Genomic DNA, 14,161 nt, shown 5'->3' with positions numbered 1-14,161 from the left:
GAGATGTCACGGATGGTTTTGCTCGCAAAGTCGTAAATTATTGACATGAGTTTTGAGTTTTGCAATATTTGTCACCAGTGGTGACTTTTTTGATACACTTTAGAGTGGAGCACCATTGTTGGTATTAATTGCAGACTGCGAGGAGCCGAGAATGTCTAAAACTCAAACAGAAAAATCTATTGCTTGTCTTAATGATGGATTGATGTGTTCAGAGGCCGTGATTGCGCCATATGCAAAAGAATTTGGTCTTTCTAAGGATGTTGTCTTAAAAATATCAAGTGGCTTCGCGGGGGGAATGGCTCAGGCTCTAACCTGCGGGGCAGTTTCCGGGGCTTTTATGGTCATTGGTTTAAGGCACGGGGCGGGTGTTTCAAGAGATCAATTTTCAAGGGACCTTTGTTTTCAACTCGTTCAGGAGTTTTCTCATCGTTTCGAAAAAAGAAGAGAAACCATAGAGTGTCGGAAAATTCTTGGAATGAACGGCATAAGTCCTGATAATTCTGAAGATATGAACCGATTAAGATCTACAGGGATATGTGAAGGAGTTGTCCGCGATGCAAGTGATATTTTAGAAGAATTACTTTTTGAAAATAGGGTGGAGGGAAAATGACTAAGCTAGTCAAGCCAATAGGACGCAAGGAGCAGACTAAGGAACAGTTAGTCAGTTCTGTTGGTAAAGTTCTTGCGAGAGATGGATTTAAAGGTCTCGGGGTAAATAAGGTTGCAAGAGAAGCTGGTGTAGATAAGGTCTTGATCTATAGGTACTTTGATGGACTCCCAAACCTTGTGCTTGAATATAGTACTACCTGTGACTTTTGGCCAACAGCTAAGGAGCTACTTGGCTCCGAACCTGAGAGAATGAAAGCACTTTCACCCGACAGGCAAGTCGCAGAATTCTTTAAATCATTTGTTGTGGCGCTTCGAAATCGCCCTGTAACCTTGGATATTCTTGCATGGGAAGTGCTTGAAAGAAATGAGCTTACAAAACAACTTGAAGATATCAGGATTAGAACCGTTCTAGAGTATTTTGAATTTCTTGAGGATGTTCCGGATGATGAAAATTTGACCGCAATTATCGCTATCATGAGCGGAGCCATAACTCATCTTCTCATTAAGTCGCGAATAACGGGCAGTGTTGGCGGTATTGATATTGAAAAAGATGACGGTTGGGAAAGAATAAACAGAGCAATAGAGTTGTTACTAAAGGGAATATTTGACTAAACTTGTTTTTATCGAGTGGATAAGGGCTAAAGCAGGTAGATAATGGTGCATATGTTCTTGTTTTTTTAATATGTATGTGTCTTGAATGACAATGAACGGATGTCATCCTGAATTTTTATATTCAGGTGTTGTAATTTACCTATCTGTTTTCTTTTTCAGCAAATTTATACAGTATCATATAAATAACAAAAAACATGCCAAGGTATAACTCGATATTGTTTTGCGTTTTTGAAAACTGAAAACATATAGTTAGCAAGTTCTTGCTTAAAAGCAGGCAACTTTTTGCTCATTGAGCAAGAAGTTGCCTGCTTTTTTGTTTTTATGGAATAGAATCGCTGATTTACAATTTTCAAGAAATTATGTCCAAAAAGAAGAGGCATTTTTTCATGAAAATATACTAATTATTCAGATGGTTATGCATTGATTTGAAGTTTTATTTAGAACTGAATTTTTCATTAAAAAAGCGTGGAAAAAACGTTTTTCCGAATAGGTTTTCTGAAAAAAATTAAAGATTTATCGAAGTTTCTATTGATGTTTGATTTTTTTAAATGTAGAGGGCAGTTGTTGCTTCGATATAGAAGTTTAAATATCGATGTGGATGTTTTTTTAGTGCAGAAAATAGGAATAGCATTTTTTTGAAAAAGTAAGACTTATTTTTTCTGTAGCTCAGAACCAAGTAAAATATTCCAAAACGGTGTTGTAACTTTTTCTATGTCTCATGCAATAGAAATTTAGATTGTACATCGTAATTACAACTATTCATTTTTTGACATGCAGAACGTTAGTTCTTCGTCGTTTAATGAGCCAGACTGTTTATACGTACTTATTGCAGTTTGGTATTTGGTTTTTATGATGATGGTCTCTTAATAACAACATGTTGTGACCTTGAAAGTGCAAGTGCATCTTTCAATCACAAAACTATGTCGATGGAGAACTTAATATGGCTAAAGAGGGAAGTGTAGCTCCAAAAGAGCGAATAAATATTAAATACGTTCCCGCCACTGGCGACCAACAAGAAGAAGTCGAATTACCATTAAAAATGGTTATTATGGGCGACTTTAAGGGGCATCCTGAAGATACTCCTATTGAAGAAAGACAGACTGTATCTGTAGATAAGAACACATTTTCTTCCGTAATGGCTGAAAGTGACCTCTCTTTAAGTGCATCAGTGCCTAACTTGATGGTTGAAGAAGAAGGCGTGGACTTACCAGTTAATCTATCTTTTCGCTCATTAAGCGATTTTACACCTGATTCAATCGCAAATCAGGTTCCAGAGCTGAAGCAGTTGATTGAATTACGTGAAGCGCTTGTCGCTTTGAAAGGCCCACTCGGCAACATCCCTGCCTTCCGTACCAGAATGCAAGACTTGCTTTCCTCGCAGGAATCTCGCGAGAAATTGCTGGCTGAATTGCAGTTAGTTGGTGGTGGTGATGAAGCAGCTTCTAAAGCTGAACCTGCTCCGAAAGATGAGCCTGCTCCTAAGAAAGACAAGTAGCCCGTACTGTAAGAAGATCAGTGCGAAGAGGATTATTCTATGTCCGCTCAAGTACAAACTGCTGCAGTAGAAAATGCTGCACCGGTAGGCCTTCTCGATGAAATTATGGCGCAGACAAAAATTGCGCCGAATGAAGAAGGCTATGATGTTGCTAAGAAAGGTGTAGCAGCATTTATTGAAAACCTTATCGGTACTAATAAGACAGAAGAGCCGGTAAACAAAACTCTCGTAGACCAGATGCTTGTTGAACTTGATAAAAAGATCAGCTCGCAGATGGATGCAATTCTTCACGAAGCCAGCGTGCAGGAGATGGAATCTTCATGGCGTGGTCTTAAGCTTTTAGTCGATAGAACTGACTTTCGTGAGAACATCAAGCTCGAATTGCTTCATGTTACGAAAAAAGAATTGCTTGATGACTTCGAATTTGCACCGGAAACCGTGCAGTCTGGTTTATACAAGCACGTATACTCTTCCGGTTACGGCCAGTTCGGTGGTGAACCAATCGGCGCAATGATTGGTAACTACTCGTTCTCTCCAAGTACACCGGATATGAAGCTTCTTCAGTACGTAGCTGCTGTTGGTGCTATGGCCCACGCGCCGTTTATCTCCAGCGTTGCTCCGGACTTCTTCGGTATCGACTCTTATGAAGAATTACCGAACTTGAAAGATCTTAATACAATCTTTGAAAGCCCGCGTTACACCAAATGGCGTTCCCTGCGTGAGTCTGAAGATTCCCGCTACCTTGGCCTTACTGCGCCACGCTTTTTGCTGCGCGTTCCTTACGACCCAGTAGAGAACCCGATCAAATCATTCAATTACCGCGAAACCGTTAGCGACTCTCACGAGAGCTACCTTTGGGGTAACACTGCATTTGCAATGGCATCTCGTCTTACAGACAGTTTTGCAAAATTCCGCTGGTGCCCGAATATTATCGGCCCTCAGAGCGGTGGTGCTGTGGAAGATTTGCCAGTGCATGTATATGAAGCACTCGGTTCTCTTCAGGCAAAAATTCCAACTGAAGTTCTTATTACTGATCGTAAAGAATTTGAACTTGCAGAAGAAGGTTTCATTTCCCTTACCATGAGAAAAGGCAGCGACAATGCAGCATTTTTCTCTGCTAACTCTATTCAGAAACCAAAAGTGTTTCAGAATACCAAAGAAGGTAAGGAAGCAGAAACTAACTACAAGCTTGGTACTCAGCTTCCATACATGATGATCATCAACCGCCTTGCGCACTACATTAAAGTGCTCCAGCGCGAACAGATTGGTTCATGGAAAGAACGCCAGGATCTTGAGCGCGATCTTAATACATGGATCCGTCAGTATGTTGCAGATCAGGAAAACCCACCTTCCGATGTACGTAGCCGTCGTCCGCTTCGCGCTGCAAAAATCGAAGTTTCCGATATCGAAGGCGATCCAGGCTGGTATCAGGTTTCTCTCGCAGTACGTCCTCACTTCAAATACATGGGTGCGAATTTTGAATTGTCCTTGGTAGGCCGACTCGATCAGGCATAGCAATGTCTCATCTTCACGCTAAGAGCAATTCTTACGGAAGCTTCTTTGAACGACTAGAAGCAGATGCATCAACTCGGTCGGTGACGCAATGTCCCGACCCCGTTGATGTGGTCGATTCCGTAAAACGAAATATCGCACAGCTTCTTAACACCCGTATGGGCGAATCGCTCAGTGCACCCGATCTCGGGTTGATGGATTTTAATGACGCAACTCTCGGTAGTCAGGATTTGGCTGTACAGATTCGTCGGGCAATCCGTCATTGCATAGAGCGGTACGAACCGCGGGTGGAAGATATCGATATCAGAGTGTTACCGGACGCAACAACGCCGCTGAAGCTAAAATTTCATATTGTAGCAACAGTACGTTCTGGCGCTATGCACGACAAAGTGCAGATAGACCTCTTCTTGGATAGTAACAGATCATACAGAGTAAAGTAGTGCGTGACAGATATTTCAGAGATGAACTCGCTTTCTTGCGAGAGCAAGGTGCCGCTTTTTCAGAAGTGTATCCTCAGCTTTCCCGTTTTCTTAATGCCCGTACAACAGACCCTGATGTTGAGCGGTTGTTGGAAGGCTTTGCTTTTCTAACAGGACGCTTACGGGAAAAGGTGGAAGACGAGTTCCCTGAGCTTACGCATTCAATCATTAACATGCTCTGGCCTAACTACCTGAGGCCTGTTCCTAGCATCAGTATTGTACAGTTTACTCCTGATGAAAAAGCAATCAGCGAGCGGCAGACTGTGGCAAAGGGAACCAGATTGAACAGTGTGCCTGTGTTCGGAACGACTTGTCAGTTCCGAACCTGTCACGAACTGGATATCTACCCGATAGTACGTGAAAAGGTAACAACAACCACAACTCGTGAATCTTCACATATTGATGTGGACTTACGAATTTTGGGCGATCTCAATGCTGAGAGCGTGGATTTTAATTCGTTACGCTTTTATTTAAGCGGTCAAACGTACAGTGCTCAAATGCTCTTTTTGTGGCTCAGCCACTATTTAGAGCGGGTTGAAATTATTGCTGGAGACAATGTGTATTCATTGCCATCAAGCAGTTTCAGAGCTGTAGGGTTTGATCCTGCTCACTCCATTTTGCCGTATCCGAAGAACGTGTACGAAGGGTACCGTATCCTTCAAGAATATCTTGCTTTTCAGGAAGCGTTCTTATTCTTTGATGTACACAACTTCGGCAAAACGTTGCCGCCGGAAACAACCGGTAACGTAACAGTACGTTTTTGTTTTTCTAAAACACTTCCAGCAGATGTTCGTGTGCGTGATGAAAGTTTTGAGCTGCATTGCACGCCTGTCATTAACCTGTTTACACATGATGCAGACCCTATCGACCTGAATGGTAAGAGTGCTGAGTATAAAATCGTCCCTTCCAGCAGATTCTCTTCTCACTATGAAATCTTCAGTATCGATAAGGTTCGGGGATGGCAGGAAAATCAAACAGGCCGCGTTCGCGGTCAGGCGCGTATTTATACGCCATTTGAAAGCTTTCAGCACGAAATTGAACGCGCACAGGATCGAAACACACTCTATTACCGCGTACGAGTGAGAGATAGCATCCGTAACGACGGATTTGAACACTACCTGTCATTCGTACGTGGTGATGAGTCTGCTTGTATGAATTTTAGTGAAGCAGTGTCACTGGAGTTGACGTGTACAAACAGGCAACTCCCGCTTGAATTGGGAAAAGGGGACATCTGTGTGCCCACGGATAGTTCACCGTCCTATGCTGAGTTTTCCAATATTACAGAACCAACCGCACCTTTACGCCCAGTGCTGGATGGCAGTCTTTTATGGACACTTATTTCCAACCTTTCTTTGAACTATATGTCGCTACTGTCTAAAGACGCCTTGTGTTCTGTTTTGCAAGCGTATGACTTTCGAGCTTTAGTCGATAGACAGGCAGAGCGCATTTCCCGTCATAGATTGGATGGTATTGTGACCATTAATTCTTCGCCGGTGGATAAGATTTTACGAGGGCTTCCAGTTCGAGGTTTGCGTTCGGAAATAACGCTTAACCAGTCTGCATTCGGGTCAGAAGGTGATTTGTATCTGTTCGGTACAATTCTCAGCCGATTCTTTGCACTCTATGCAAGCATCAATTCATTCCACGAATTGGTGGTGATCAACTCGGATAATCAGGAGACCTACACATGGGACACTCAGACGGGAATGCAGCCGTTGATTTAGATGCAAGCCCAGTGTGTGCCTTGCCGGAAAATGTCCGGTCATACAACTTTTACCAGCTTGTGGAGCTGCTGCACAAGCTGGATGGTTCTGATCCAGAAAGCGAAGAGTGGGAATCCACATGTCGCTTGCTGTTCAGTTCGAGTACCAGTCTGGGGTTTGCAGCTAGTGATGTGCAGGGGATTGAACGAATAAAGGGTGGGGCATGCCGTCTGGAAACAACGTTTCTTGGATTAAACGGGGCGCAGTCACCATTACCGGGATATTATCTCGAAGAAATTTTAACGGAAGGGGACGAGGGGCTTCGCAAAGAGTTTCTCAACTTCTTTAACCACCGACTTGTGTCGCTGGTGTACCGTATTTGGCGAAAATATAGGTACTATATCCGGTTTAAGGATAATGCCTCGGATGCATTCTCTGGCCAGTTATTTGCGCTGGTTGGATTGGCCGACAAGGGCATGCGAAGTGGAACTTCGATCAACTGGTGCAAAATGCTCGCGTATGCGGGGATGCTTGCAGGACGGAGCCGCTCTCCACAGGTTGTTTCCGGTATTGTAGGGCATTGTTTCGATTTACCGGATGTATCCATCTTGCAGTGGCAGGTGCGTAATGTGCCTATTCCTGCAGAGCAGCGGTTGCTGCTTGGAAGAAAGAACACCCAGCTGGGGCAGGATACCGTTATTGGCAATTATGTGCGCGACTGCACAGGAAAATTTGTTATTTGTTTGAAAGACTTAACTATGGAGCGGTTTAGGGATTTTCTTCCCATTGGGAAAGATTTTCAGCCGCTCTGTACATTGATTGAATTTATTCTACGGGAACAGATGGCGTATGATTTGGAGCTTGAACTTAAACCGGACGAAGCGTTCCCGATTTGTCTCGATAAAAAGTACGGCGCGTTATTAGGCTGGTCTTCATTTATGGGTGACATAACGAAGAATCGGCGCGTGCGAATCCAGATTAGGCTTTAGAGGAACATATGATGTCAGAGCAACAATGTATCACATTAGTAGTCACGAATACTCAGGTGCTTGAAGCTGGGTTGTCCGCAACAAAAACATTTTACGCTAAGGGCGGCTCTATTGGTGCCAGTCCTGGTGATGATTGGAATCTGCGTGACAGGAAAGGGAAAGTTCGCCTTTCACATTGCAAAATTTCAGTTATTGATGGCGAATTCTGTATCACCGATACCAGTGATGCAACTTACGTAAACGGTGCTTCTATGCCTGTCGGCTGGGGTAAACATGCCCAGTTGAACGATAACGACACCGTTGCAATCGGCCCGTACGAAATGCGGGTGCATTTTGCCGATGAAGATGAAATTTTCGCTGGTAAAACTCGGTCTTTGAAGCAGGTTTTTGATGATTCCGATAACTCATCACTTTTAGCAGACGGCGTTGCGCAAACTTCGTTTGATTCAACGTTAAGTGATGATAGCGGGGCGGTGGATGATCCATTAGCAGCGCTGGATGAATTAGAGGGAATGCTTGCTACGGATTTAGATGATTTTTCATTGGATGAGCCGAAAGCAGAAGACGATTCTGCGTTTCTTCTCGCAAAAGATCAGCAGTGGCAAGGTCATTCTGTGACTGTGCAGGCTGATAGCGATTATGAAACAAGTTCTGCCATTTCATTGCAACAGCAGGCATCACCAAAGGGGCGTGAAATGGATGAAAGTGCACTTGAATCAATAGAACAGGCTGTTGCCGGAAACGGGTATGGCACTGATGCTGGTTCATCACACTTTGTGGCCGGTCCTATGCTTCGCGGTTTGGGAGTATCCATCGGCAAAAGCGAAAATCTTGCCGACATGCAAGTGCTTTCAGAAGAGATTGGGCTTTCATTACAGTCTGCTGTGAAAGGGCTTTTAAATCTGCACCAACAGGTTGAAGACAGCCGTTACGGTGTGATGAATAAAAACCTTCAGCCTATTGAAGATAACCCGCTCCGCCTTGGTCTTCCGTACGATGAAACTATTAAGACTATGTATGACGGCAAACGCAGTCTTGTACATCTTGCCGCTCCTGCCGCGATTGAAGAGAGCCTTGGCACAGTAAAGAATCATAATGAGGCTGTGCAGATTGCTACAGCAGAAGCGCTATCTCAAGTGCTCCGAGCTTTTTCTCCGGAAGTGCTGATGAAGCGCTTCACCAGCTATCGCCGCACTAGTTTGCATGAAAGTGAATCGCAGGAAGCATGGGCATGGAGCATGTACAACAGCTACTATGCTGAGCTTATTTCAGAACGACAGAAAGGGTTTGAAAAGCTTTTCTGGGAAATTTTTGATCAAGCGTACGATAAAAAATTACGCGAAATGCAGATGGAGTCATAATATGAAATTACGACTTGTACTTATCATCTGCCTGCTCACTCAGCTGACAGGTTGTGGTTGGTTTTTCGGTGATGATGACGAATTGCCGCAGCTTCCTTCACAAATTTCGTACTGCGTTTTTGCAGATACAGAAGTGAACCAGAACGTCAGTGGTGAGCCGACTCCAATTGGAGTGCAGATTTTCCAGCTGGAAGATGACTCGTTGTTTTTGGACGTCAGTTACGACGAACTGGTTGAAGAAGAGGACGATGCTCTCGGCAGCAGTTACGTTGATGATTCTGACTATCTGCTGGCTCCCGGACAGTTCAAGCATACAGAGTTTATTGAGATAGATGACGATACTCGTTTTATCGCTGTATTCGGCAAATATGCAGAGCCGAACAAAGTGCAGTGGAAGAAGATTATTCCTGTCCAGCCTATCAATAAACTGTACCGCTTGATGGTGTATCTGGGACCTGACGAAGTAAAACTGAGCATAGTGGAATAATTATATGTCTGCACGAAATCGCGTTGTCTGGAACGAAGGGCTCTTTATTAAGCCTCAACATTTTCAGCAACAACAACGCTATAACGAATATTTACTCGATGCACGTGTTACTGCAGCAAGCCGTTATCTCTATGGTATTTCTGAGCTGTCGTTGAACCCTGAATATTTAAGTTTCGGTCGCATCGCTCTTGAAAGCGCATCTGGCATTATGCCGGATGGTACACCGTTTCGTATTCCTCAGGAAGATACTCTGCCGGAAGCGTTGGAAATTGCATCCAGCGATGTGGCAAGCCAGATTGTGTACCTGACTATCCCTCTCCGCAGTGACTCGATTACAGAGTTAACGTGGCCGGAAAGTAAAGGTGCCAGCCGCTTTGAAGTTCAAAAACACGAATCCCGCGATATTCATACTCCCCAAGGTGACTTAACAGTCATCGATGTAAGTCCAGTTCGACTACGGTTGATGCTGGAACAGGAAGATCGCAGTGCGTATGCCTCAATCGCAATCGCAAGAATTTTAGAAAAACGACCGGACGGCAGCGTCTATCTCGATCCGGATTTTATTCCGTGCCATCTGGATGTATGCGCAGTCGCTATGCTGCATCGCTTCATTAGTGAAGTGGCAGGGCTTATGCGGGAAAGAGCACGCAACATAGCTCAGCGTATTGGTTCTCCTAGTCAGGGCGGTGTTGCAGATGTTTCAGACTTTATGCTGTTGCAGGCCCTTAACCGTATTCAGCCTCAGTTACAGCATCTTGCGAAACTGCGCAGTCTGCATCCAGAGCGACTGTACGAAGTGCTTTCTTCATTTTGTGGAGAGTTTGCAACGTTTACAGATGAAAGCAGAATGCCGCCTGAGTTTCCCGGGTACAATCACGATATGCCGGTAAGCTCTTTTGCTCCGGTAATGTCTATGCTCAGACAGGCATTGAGCATTGTGCTTGAGCCGCGTGCCGTTTCATTGCAGCTGCAAAAGCGCAAATTCGGCCTCATGGTTGCTCCTGTGCAGGACCCGTCTCTTATCAGCAAAGCCGATTTTATTCTGGCAGTACGTGCGCGTATGCCGCTTGATGAATTGCGTAAGCAGTTTATTCAGCAAACAAAAGTGGCTTCTGTGGAGAAAATTCGAGAGCTTATTTCTCTTCAGCTTCCGGGCATTCCGGTTACACCGTTGCCGGTTGCTCCTCGCCAGTTACCTTACCATGCAGGATACACATACTATCAGCTTGATAAAAGTAACGAAGCTTGGAACATGCTGAATAATTCAAGTGGCTTTGCTCTGCATGTCGCTGGTGATTTTCCAGACCTTGACCTGCAGTTCTGGGCTATCAGGAGTTAGTTATGAGTGAAGTGTCTGTAGAAAATCCAGAACAGCAAAAGCATTACGATAGTTTGCTGTTCGATGAAGTGAAAAATATTGATGCAGATCAGGACTACTGGTTTCAGTTGCGCGGGGAAAATATCAACCCGCTGATTGATGCTGCAACACCGCTTATCGGAATGGCATTACGAGTTCGCCGGATGTCCAGTTGTGATGATATCGGTGAAATTTATAAGCATACTGTCGGAGAAGTGAAAGCCATTGAGGTGGAGCTGACGGAAGCAGGGTATGAGCATGCAGTTATTTTGGCGTACCGCTACATTTTCTGCTCATTCCTTGATGAGACTGTGATGAGCACCTGCTGGGGCGCGGAAAGCGTTTGGGCAGAACACTCACTGCTTACCCGATTCCATAATGAGACATGGGGCGGCGAAAAAGTCTTTACGATCTTGTCTCGTTTAGAAAACGAGCCTGCCCGCTACAAAGATTTACTCGAATTTATTTATTTATGTCTGAATCTTGGGTTTGAAGGACGATACAGGGTTATGCCTCATGGTCGCGAAGAATATGAAAAGATCATCAACAGATTATTTCTTATGCTTCAGCGTCTTGAGGACAAGGAACCTCAGGATCTCACCAATGCAACAAACCATGTTGTGAGCATAAAATATCGGTTGAAAAAGCAAATGCCTATCTGGGTTTTGTTCGGTGGTTTTGTGCTGGCGTGGGGTGCTATCTTCGTCGCCTATTCCGTTCTGCTTCATGCAAAGTCTATGAACGTAATAGAGCAGTTAACTCAGGTTTTGAAGTAAGGAGTTGGTCGTGATACGAGTTGAGTTAAATACACTAATTAGTAAGTTAAATGCTCAGACAAAATTAGCTCTTGAGCAGGCTGCTTCTCTTGCCATTAGTCGTCAGAATCCAGAAGTTACTATTGAGCACTTTATGACAACCTTGCTCGATAATCCTCTTTCAGATTTACGTATTCTTCTTTTGCAGTTTGAACTGGAGCATGAAGTAATTCGGCAGAAAATTGCTGACAGCATGAGCAGAGAAGTAAGCAACGATACGTATCCTGCTTTTTCTCCGTTACTTGTTGAGCTGTTGCAGGATGCTTGGATGCTTTGTTCAACGGAATTGAATGTTACTGAAATTCGTTCCGGAGCAATCTTTCTGGCTGCTCTCATGCGTCCTGACCGCTACCTTCCATACAGCCTTATCGCTGCTCTCGATTCGATTAACCGCGAGGCGTTACGCAAACATTTTGCCCAGCTGACTGCTGACTCATCAGAAACTGATGTTGTTTCAGACGGTAAGAAATCTGCGCCGATTATGGATGCAGATGCAACAGCTCTTGGTAAGTATTGCGTTAACTTTACAGAACTTGCTCGTAATGACGAACTTGACCCGGTGCTTGCCCGTGATGATGAAATTAGCCTGATGATCGACATCTTGTGCCGCCGTCGCAAAAACAACCCGATTATCGTTGGTGATGCCGGTGTTGGTAAAAGTGCGGTTGTAGAAGGCTTAGCATTACGAATTGTAGCTGAAAAAGTACCGGCATCTTTGCGCGGCGTAGAGCTTCTGTGCCTTGATTTAGGCAGATTGCAAGCTGGAGCCGCTGTTAAGGGTGAGTTTGAAAAACGCCTTAAGAATATTATCGATGAAGTAAAAGACTCAGTTACTCCGATCATTTTGTTTATTGATGAAGCCCATACTCTTATTGGCGCAGGCAATCAGGAAGGCGGCGGTGATGCTGCTAACTTGCTTAAACCGTCACTTGCTCGCGGTGAGCTGCGTACCGTAGCTGCGACCACATGGAAAGAGTACAAAAAATATTTCGAAAAAGATCCGGCGTTATCCCGTCGTTTCCAGCTGATTAAACTTGATGAGCCATCTGTCCCGCAGAGCATTGACATTATGCGTGGTCTACATGGCGTATACGAAAAGGCACATAAAGTGCTGATTAACGATGAGGCACTCCGCGCCGCTGTTGAACTGTCTGCACGGTACGTTTCCGGTAGACAGCTTCCTGATAAAGCAATTGACGTGCTTGATACAGCGTGTGCTCGTATCGCCATTAACTTGAGTGCACCTCCTCGTCGTTTATCTGAGATTGAAACTCGCAGTTATCAGCGTCAGCTGGAAATTGATATGTTGAACAGGCAGGCATTGCTTGGACAGCCGGTTGATGAAGAACATTTAGAAGGCTTGATTCAAGCAGGTCAAGCCGACCTCGCGGAGCAGCAATCCCTAACAGCAGCATGGGAAAAACAGCGTGCTTTGATTGAAAAAGTCATTGAGGTGCGTCAGGCAATTCTTGAGACAGATAGTGTTGAACGAAGCTCACAGACGATGCGGAAGCCCCATCTCGATCTTGTGAGTAACTCCGACATTACAAGCGTGTCTGATGCACCAAATGACGAAGCTGTGGGTGACACAACGATCTGTGAGAATAGTACAATTTTACCGGAAGAGTTGGAAATGCTCCTGCCGGATGAAGATACTCCTTCTCCAACAATGTTGGAGCTGCGTGCAGAATTAGATGAGTTGTATGTAGAGCTTGAAACACTCTCACATAAAGATCGTATGGTGCATCAGGAAGTAGATGCTCAGCAGATTGCAGAAGTTATTGCAGACTGGACAGGCGTGCCAGTTGATCAGATGAATACAGACGAACTCTCCCGTATCACGAACTTGCCGGACATGCTTGGCGAGGTGATTAAAGGGCAGGATGTAGCGATTGAACGTATTCATCGCCATATGTTGACAGCACGTGCTGATTTACGTCGCCCAGGTCGTCCTAAAGGTGCATTCCTTCTGGTTGGCCCAAGTGGTGTAGGTAAGACTGAAACCGTGTTGCAGATTGCAGAACAGCTCTATGGTGGCAAGCAATTCCTTACTACCATCAACATGTCTGAGTATCAGGAGAAACACACTGTTTCCCGTCTTATCGGTTCGCCTCCGGGCTATGTCGGATACGGCGAAGGTGGTGTACTTACAGAAGCAATTCGCAAGATGCCGTATTCTGTAGTTTTGCTGGATGAAGTTGAAAAAGCGCATCCGGAAGTGCTGAACCTGTTCTATCAAGCGTTTGACAAAGGTGAGCTTGCAGATGGTGAAGGTCGCTTCATTGACTGCCAGAACATCATCTTCTTCCTCACGTCGAACTTAGGGTTCCAGACCATTGTCGATTATGCAGAATCACCTAATCTGCTTGAAGAAAAATTATATCCTGAGCTTGCAGGGTTCTTTAAACCTGCATTGCTTGCTCGAATGGAAACTGTGCCCTACCTGCCGCTTGGCAAAGAGGTACTTGAACAGATTATTCGCGGCAAATTGTCCCGTCTCGAAAATGTTCTTACCACTCGTTACAAAGCAGAAGTGTTTATTGATGATGCGTTGATCAGTGAAATTATGCGACTGGCAACCCGTTCTGAAAATGGTGCCCGAATTTTAGAGGCAATCATCGAAGGACAGGTTCTGCCTCCATTATCACTCGAACTGCTGAACAAGCTTGCTGCCAGAGAAGAAGTACAAACGGTACGTCTGACAGTTAAAGACGGCGTGTTTGTTGGTGAAGTGGAGTAGTG

The 14,161-nt window shown here is 44.7% G+C and carries 12 protein-coding genes; all 12 read left to right on the top strand.

All coding sequences use genetic code 11. The features are described 5' to 3' along the window. Positions 1 to 151 precede the first annotated feature (151 nt). The 12 genes from ACZ5V1_RS07635 (at position 152) to tssH (ending at position 14,159) form a co-directional block, all read left to right on the top strand. Complete coding sequence (locus ACZ5V1_RS07635; protein ID WP_464391350.1) at positions 152 to 610, top strand: C-GCAxxG-C-C family protein; 459 nt, start codon at positions 152 to 154, stop codon at positions 608 to 610. Next, positions 607 to 1,221, top strand: a complete 615-nt coding sequence (locus ACZ5V1_RS07630; RefSeq protein ID WP_464391349.1) for a TetR/AcrR family transcriptional regulator — start codon at positions 607 to 609, stop codon at positions 1,219 to 1,221. Before ACZ5V1_RS07635 ends, ACZ5V1_RS07630 begins: the two co-directional genes overlap by 4 nt. 940 nt (positions 1,222 to 2,161) lie before the next feature. Beyond that, complete coding sequence (gene tssB / locus ACZ5V1_RS07625; protein WP_464391348.1) at positions 2,162 to 2,716, top strand: type VI secretion system contractile sheath small subunit; 555 nt, start codon at positions 2,162 to 2,164, stop codon at positions 2,714 to 2,716. 39 nt (positions 2,717 to 2,755) lie between these two features. After that, the gene (gene tssC / locus ACZ5V1_RS07620) at positions 2,756 to 4,231 is read left to right on the top strand and encodes a type VI secretion system contractile sheath large subunit (RefSeq protein WP_464391347.1); all 1,476 of its coding nucleotides are present in this window, start codon (positions 2,756 to 2,758) and stop codon (positions 4,229 to 4,231) included. 2 nt (positions 4,232 to 4,233) lie between these two features. Next, the gene (gene tssE / locus ACZ5V1_RS07615; protein ID WP_464391346.1) at positions 4,234 to 4,668 is read left to right on the top strand and encodes a type VI secretion system baseplate subunit TssE; all 435 of its coding nucleotides are present in this window, start codon (positions 4,234 to 4,236) and stop codon (positions 4,666 to 4,668) included. Next, positions 4,668 to 6,431, top strand: a complete 1,764-nt coding sequence (tssF, locus tag ACZ5V1_RS07610; protein WP_464391345.1) for a type VI secretion system baseplate subunit TssF — start codon at positions 4,668 to 4,670, stop codon at positions 6,429 to 6,431. The genes tssE and tssF overlap by 1 nt, the downstream gene beginning before the upstream one ends. After that, complete coding sequence (gene tssG / locus ACZ5V1_RS07605) at positions 6,395 to 7,399, top strand: type VI secretion system baseplate subunit TssG (RefSeq protein WP_464391344.1); 1,005 nt, start codon at positions 6,395 to 6,397, stop codon at positions 7,397 to 7,399. Before tssF ends, tssG begins: the two co-directional genes overlap by 37 nt. Positions 7,400 to 7,410: 11 nt before the next feature. Continuing rightward, positions 7,411 to 8,760, top strand: a complete 1,350-nt coding sequence (gene tagH / locus ACZ5V1_RS07600) for a type VI secretion system-associated FHA domain protein TagH (RefSeq protein WP_464391343.1) — start codon at positions 7,411 to 7,413, stop codon at positions 8,758 to 8,760. Between the two features lies 1 nt (position 8,761). Next, entirely contained in the window at positions 8,762 to 9,247 is a 486-nt protein-coding gene (gene tssJ, locus ACZ5V1_RS07595) for a type VI secretion system lipoprotein TssJ (RefSeq protein WP_464391342.1), read from the top strand. Positions 9,248 to 9,251: 4 nt separating this feature from the next. Beyond that, the gene (gene tssK / locus ACZ5V1_RS07590) at positions 9,252 to 10,586 is read left to right on the top strand and encodes a type VI secretion system baseplate subunit TssK (protein ID WP_160711038.1); all 1,335 of its coding nucleotides are present in this window, start codon (positions 9,252 to 9,254) and stop codon (positions 10,584 to 10,586) included. 2 nt (positions 10,587 to 10,588) lie between these two features. Continuing rightward, positions 10,589 to 11,380 (top strand): type IVB secretion system protein IcmH/DotU, encoded by a 792-nt coding sequence (gene icmH, locus ACZ5V1_RS07585; protein ID WP_464391341.1) that lies wholly within the window; start codon positions 10,589 to 10,591, stop codon positions 11,378 to 11,380. Positions 11,381 to 11,390: 10 nt separating this feature from the next. Then, positions 11,391 to 14,159: a type VI secretion system ATPase TssH gene (gene tssH, locus ACZ5V1_RS07580; RefSeq protein WP_464391340.1), complete on the top strand. Its 2,769-nt coding sequence runs from the start codon at positions 11,391 to 11,393 to the stop codon at positions 14,157 to 14,159. Positions 14,160 to 14,161 lie beyond the last annotated feature (2 nt).

Source organism: Halodesulfovibrio oceani subsp. galateae, assembly GCF_055397225.1.
Note: the sequence above shows the minus strand (reverse complement) of the source record. Positions and strands in the feature narration are given on the sequence as shown.

Coding starts and splice junctions, on each gene's coding strand:
- ACZ5V1_RS07635 (WP_464391350.1), top strand. CDS start 152: ATGTCTAAAACTCAAACAGAAAAATCTATTGCTTGTCTTAATGATGGA.
- ACZ5V1_RS07630 (WP_464391349.1), top strand. CDS start 607: ATGACTAAGCTAGTCAAGCCAATAGGACGCAAGGAGCAGACTAAGGAA.
- tssB (WP_464391348.1), top strand. CDS start 2,162: ATGGCTAAAGAGGGAAGTGTAGCTCCAAAAGAGCGAATAAATATTAAA.
- tssC (WP_464391347.1), top strand. CDS start 2,756: ATGTCCGCTCAAGTACAAACTGCTGCAGTAGAAAATGCTGCACCGGTA.
- tssE (WP_464391346.1), top strand. CDS start 4,234: ATGTCTCATCTTCACGCTAAGAGCAATTCTTACGGAAGCTTCTTTGAA.
- tssG (WP_464391344.1), top strand. CDS start 6,395: ATGGGACACTCAGACGGGAATGCAGCCGTTGATTTAGATGCAAGCCCA.
- tagH (WP_464391343.1), top strand. CDS start 7,411: ATGTCAGAGCAACAATGTATCACATTAGTAGTCACGAATACTCAGGTG.
- tssJ (WP_464391342.1), top strand. CDS start 8,762: ATGAAATTACGACTTGTACTTATCATCTGCCTGCTCACTCAGCTGACA.
- tssK (WP_160711038.1), top strand. CDS start 9,252: ATGTCTGCACGAAATCGCGTTGTCTGGAACGAAGGGCTCTTTATTAAG.
- icmH (WP_464391341.1), top strand. CDS start 10,589: ATGAGTGAAGTGTCTGTAGAAAATCCAGAACAGCAAAAGCATTACGAT.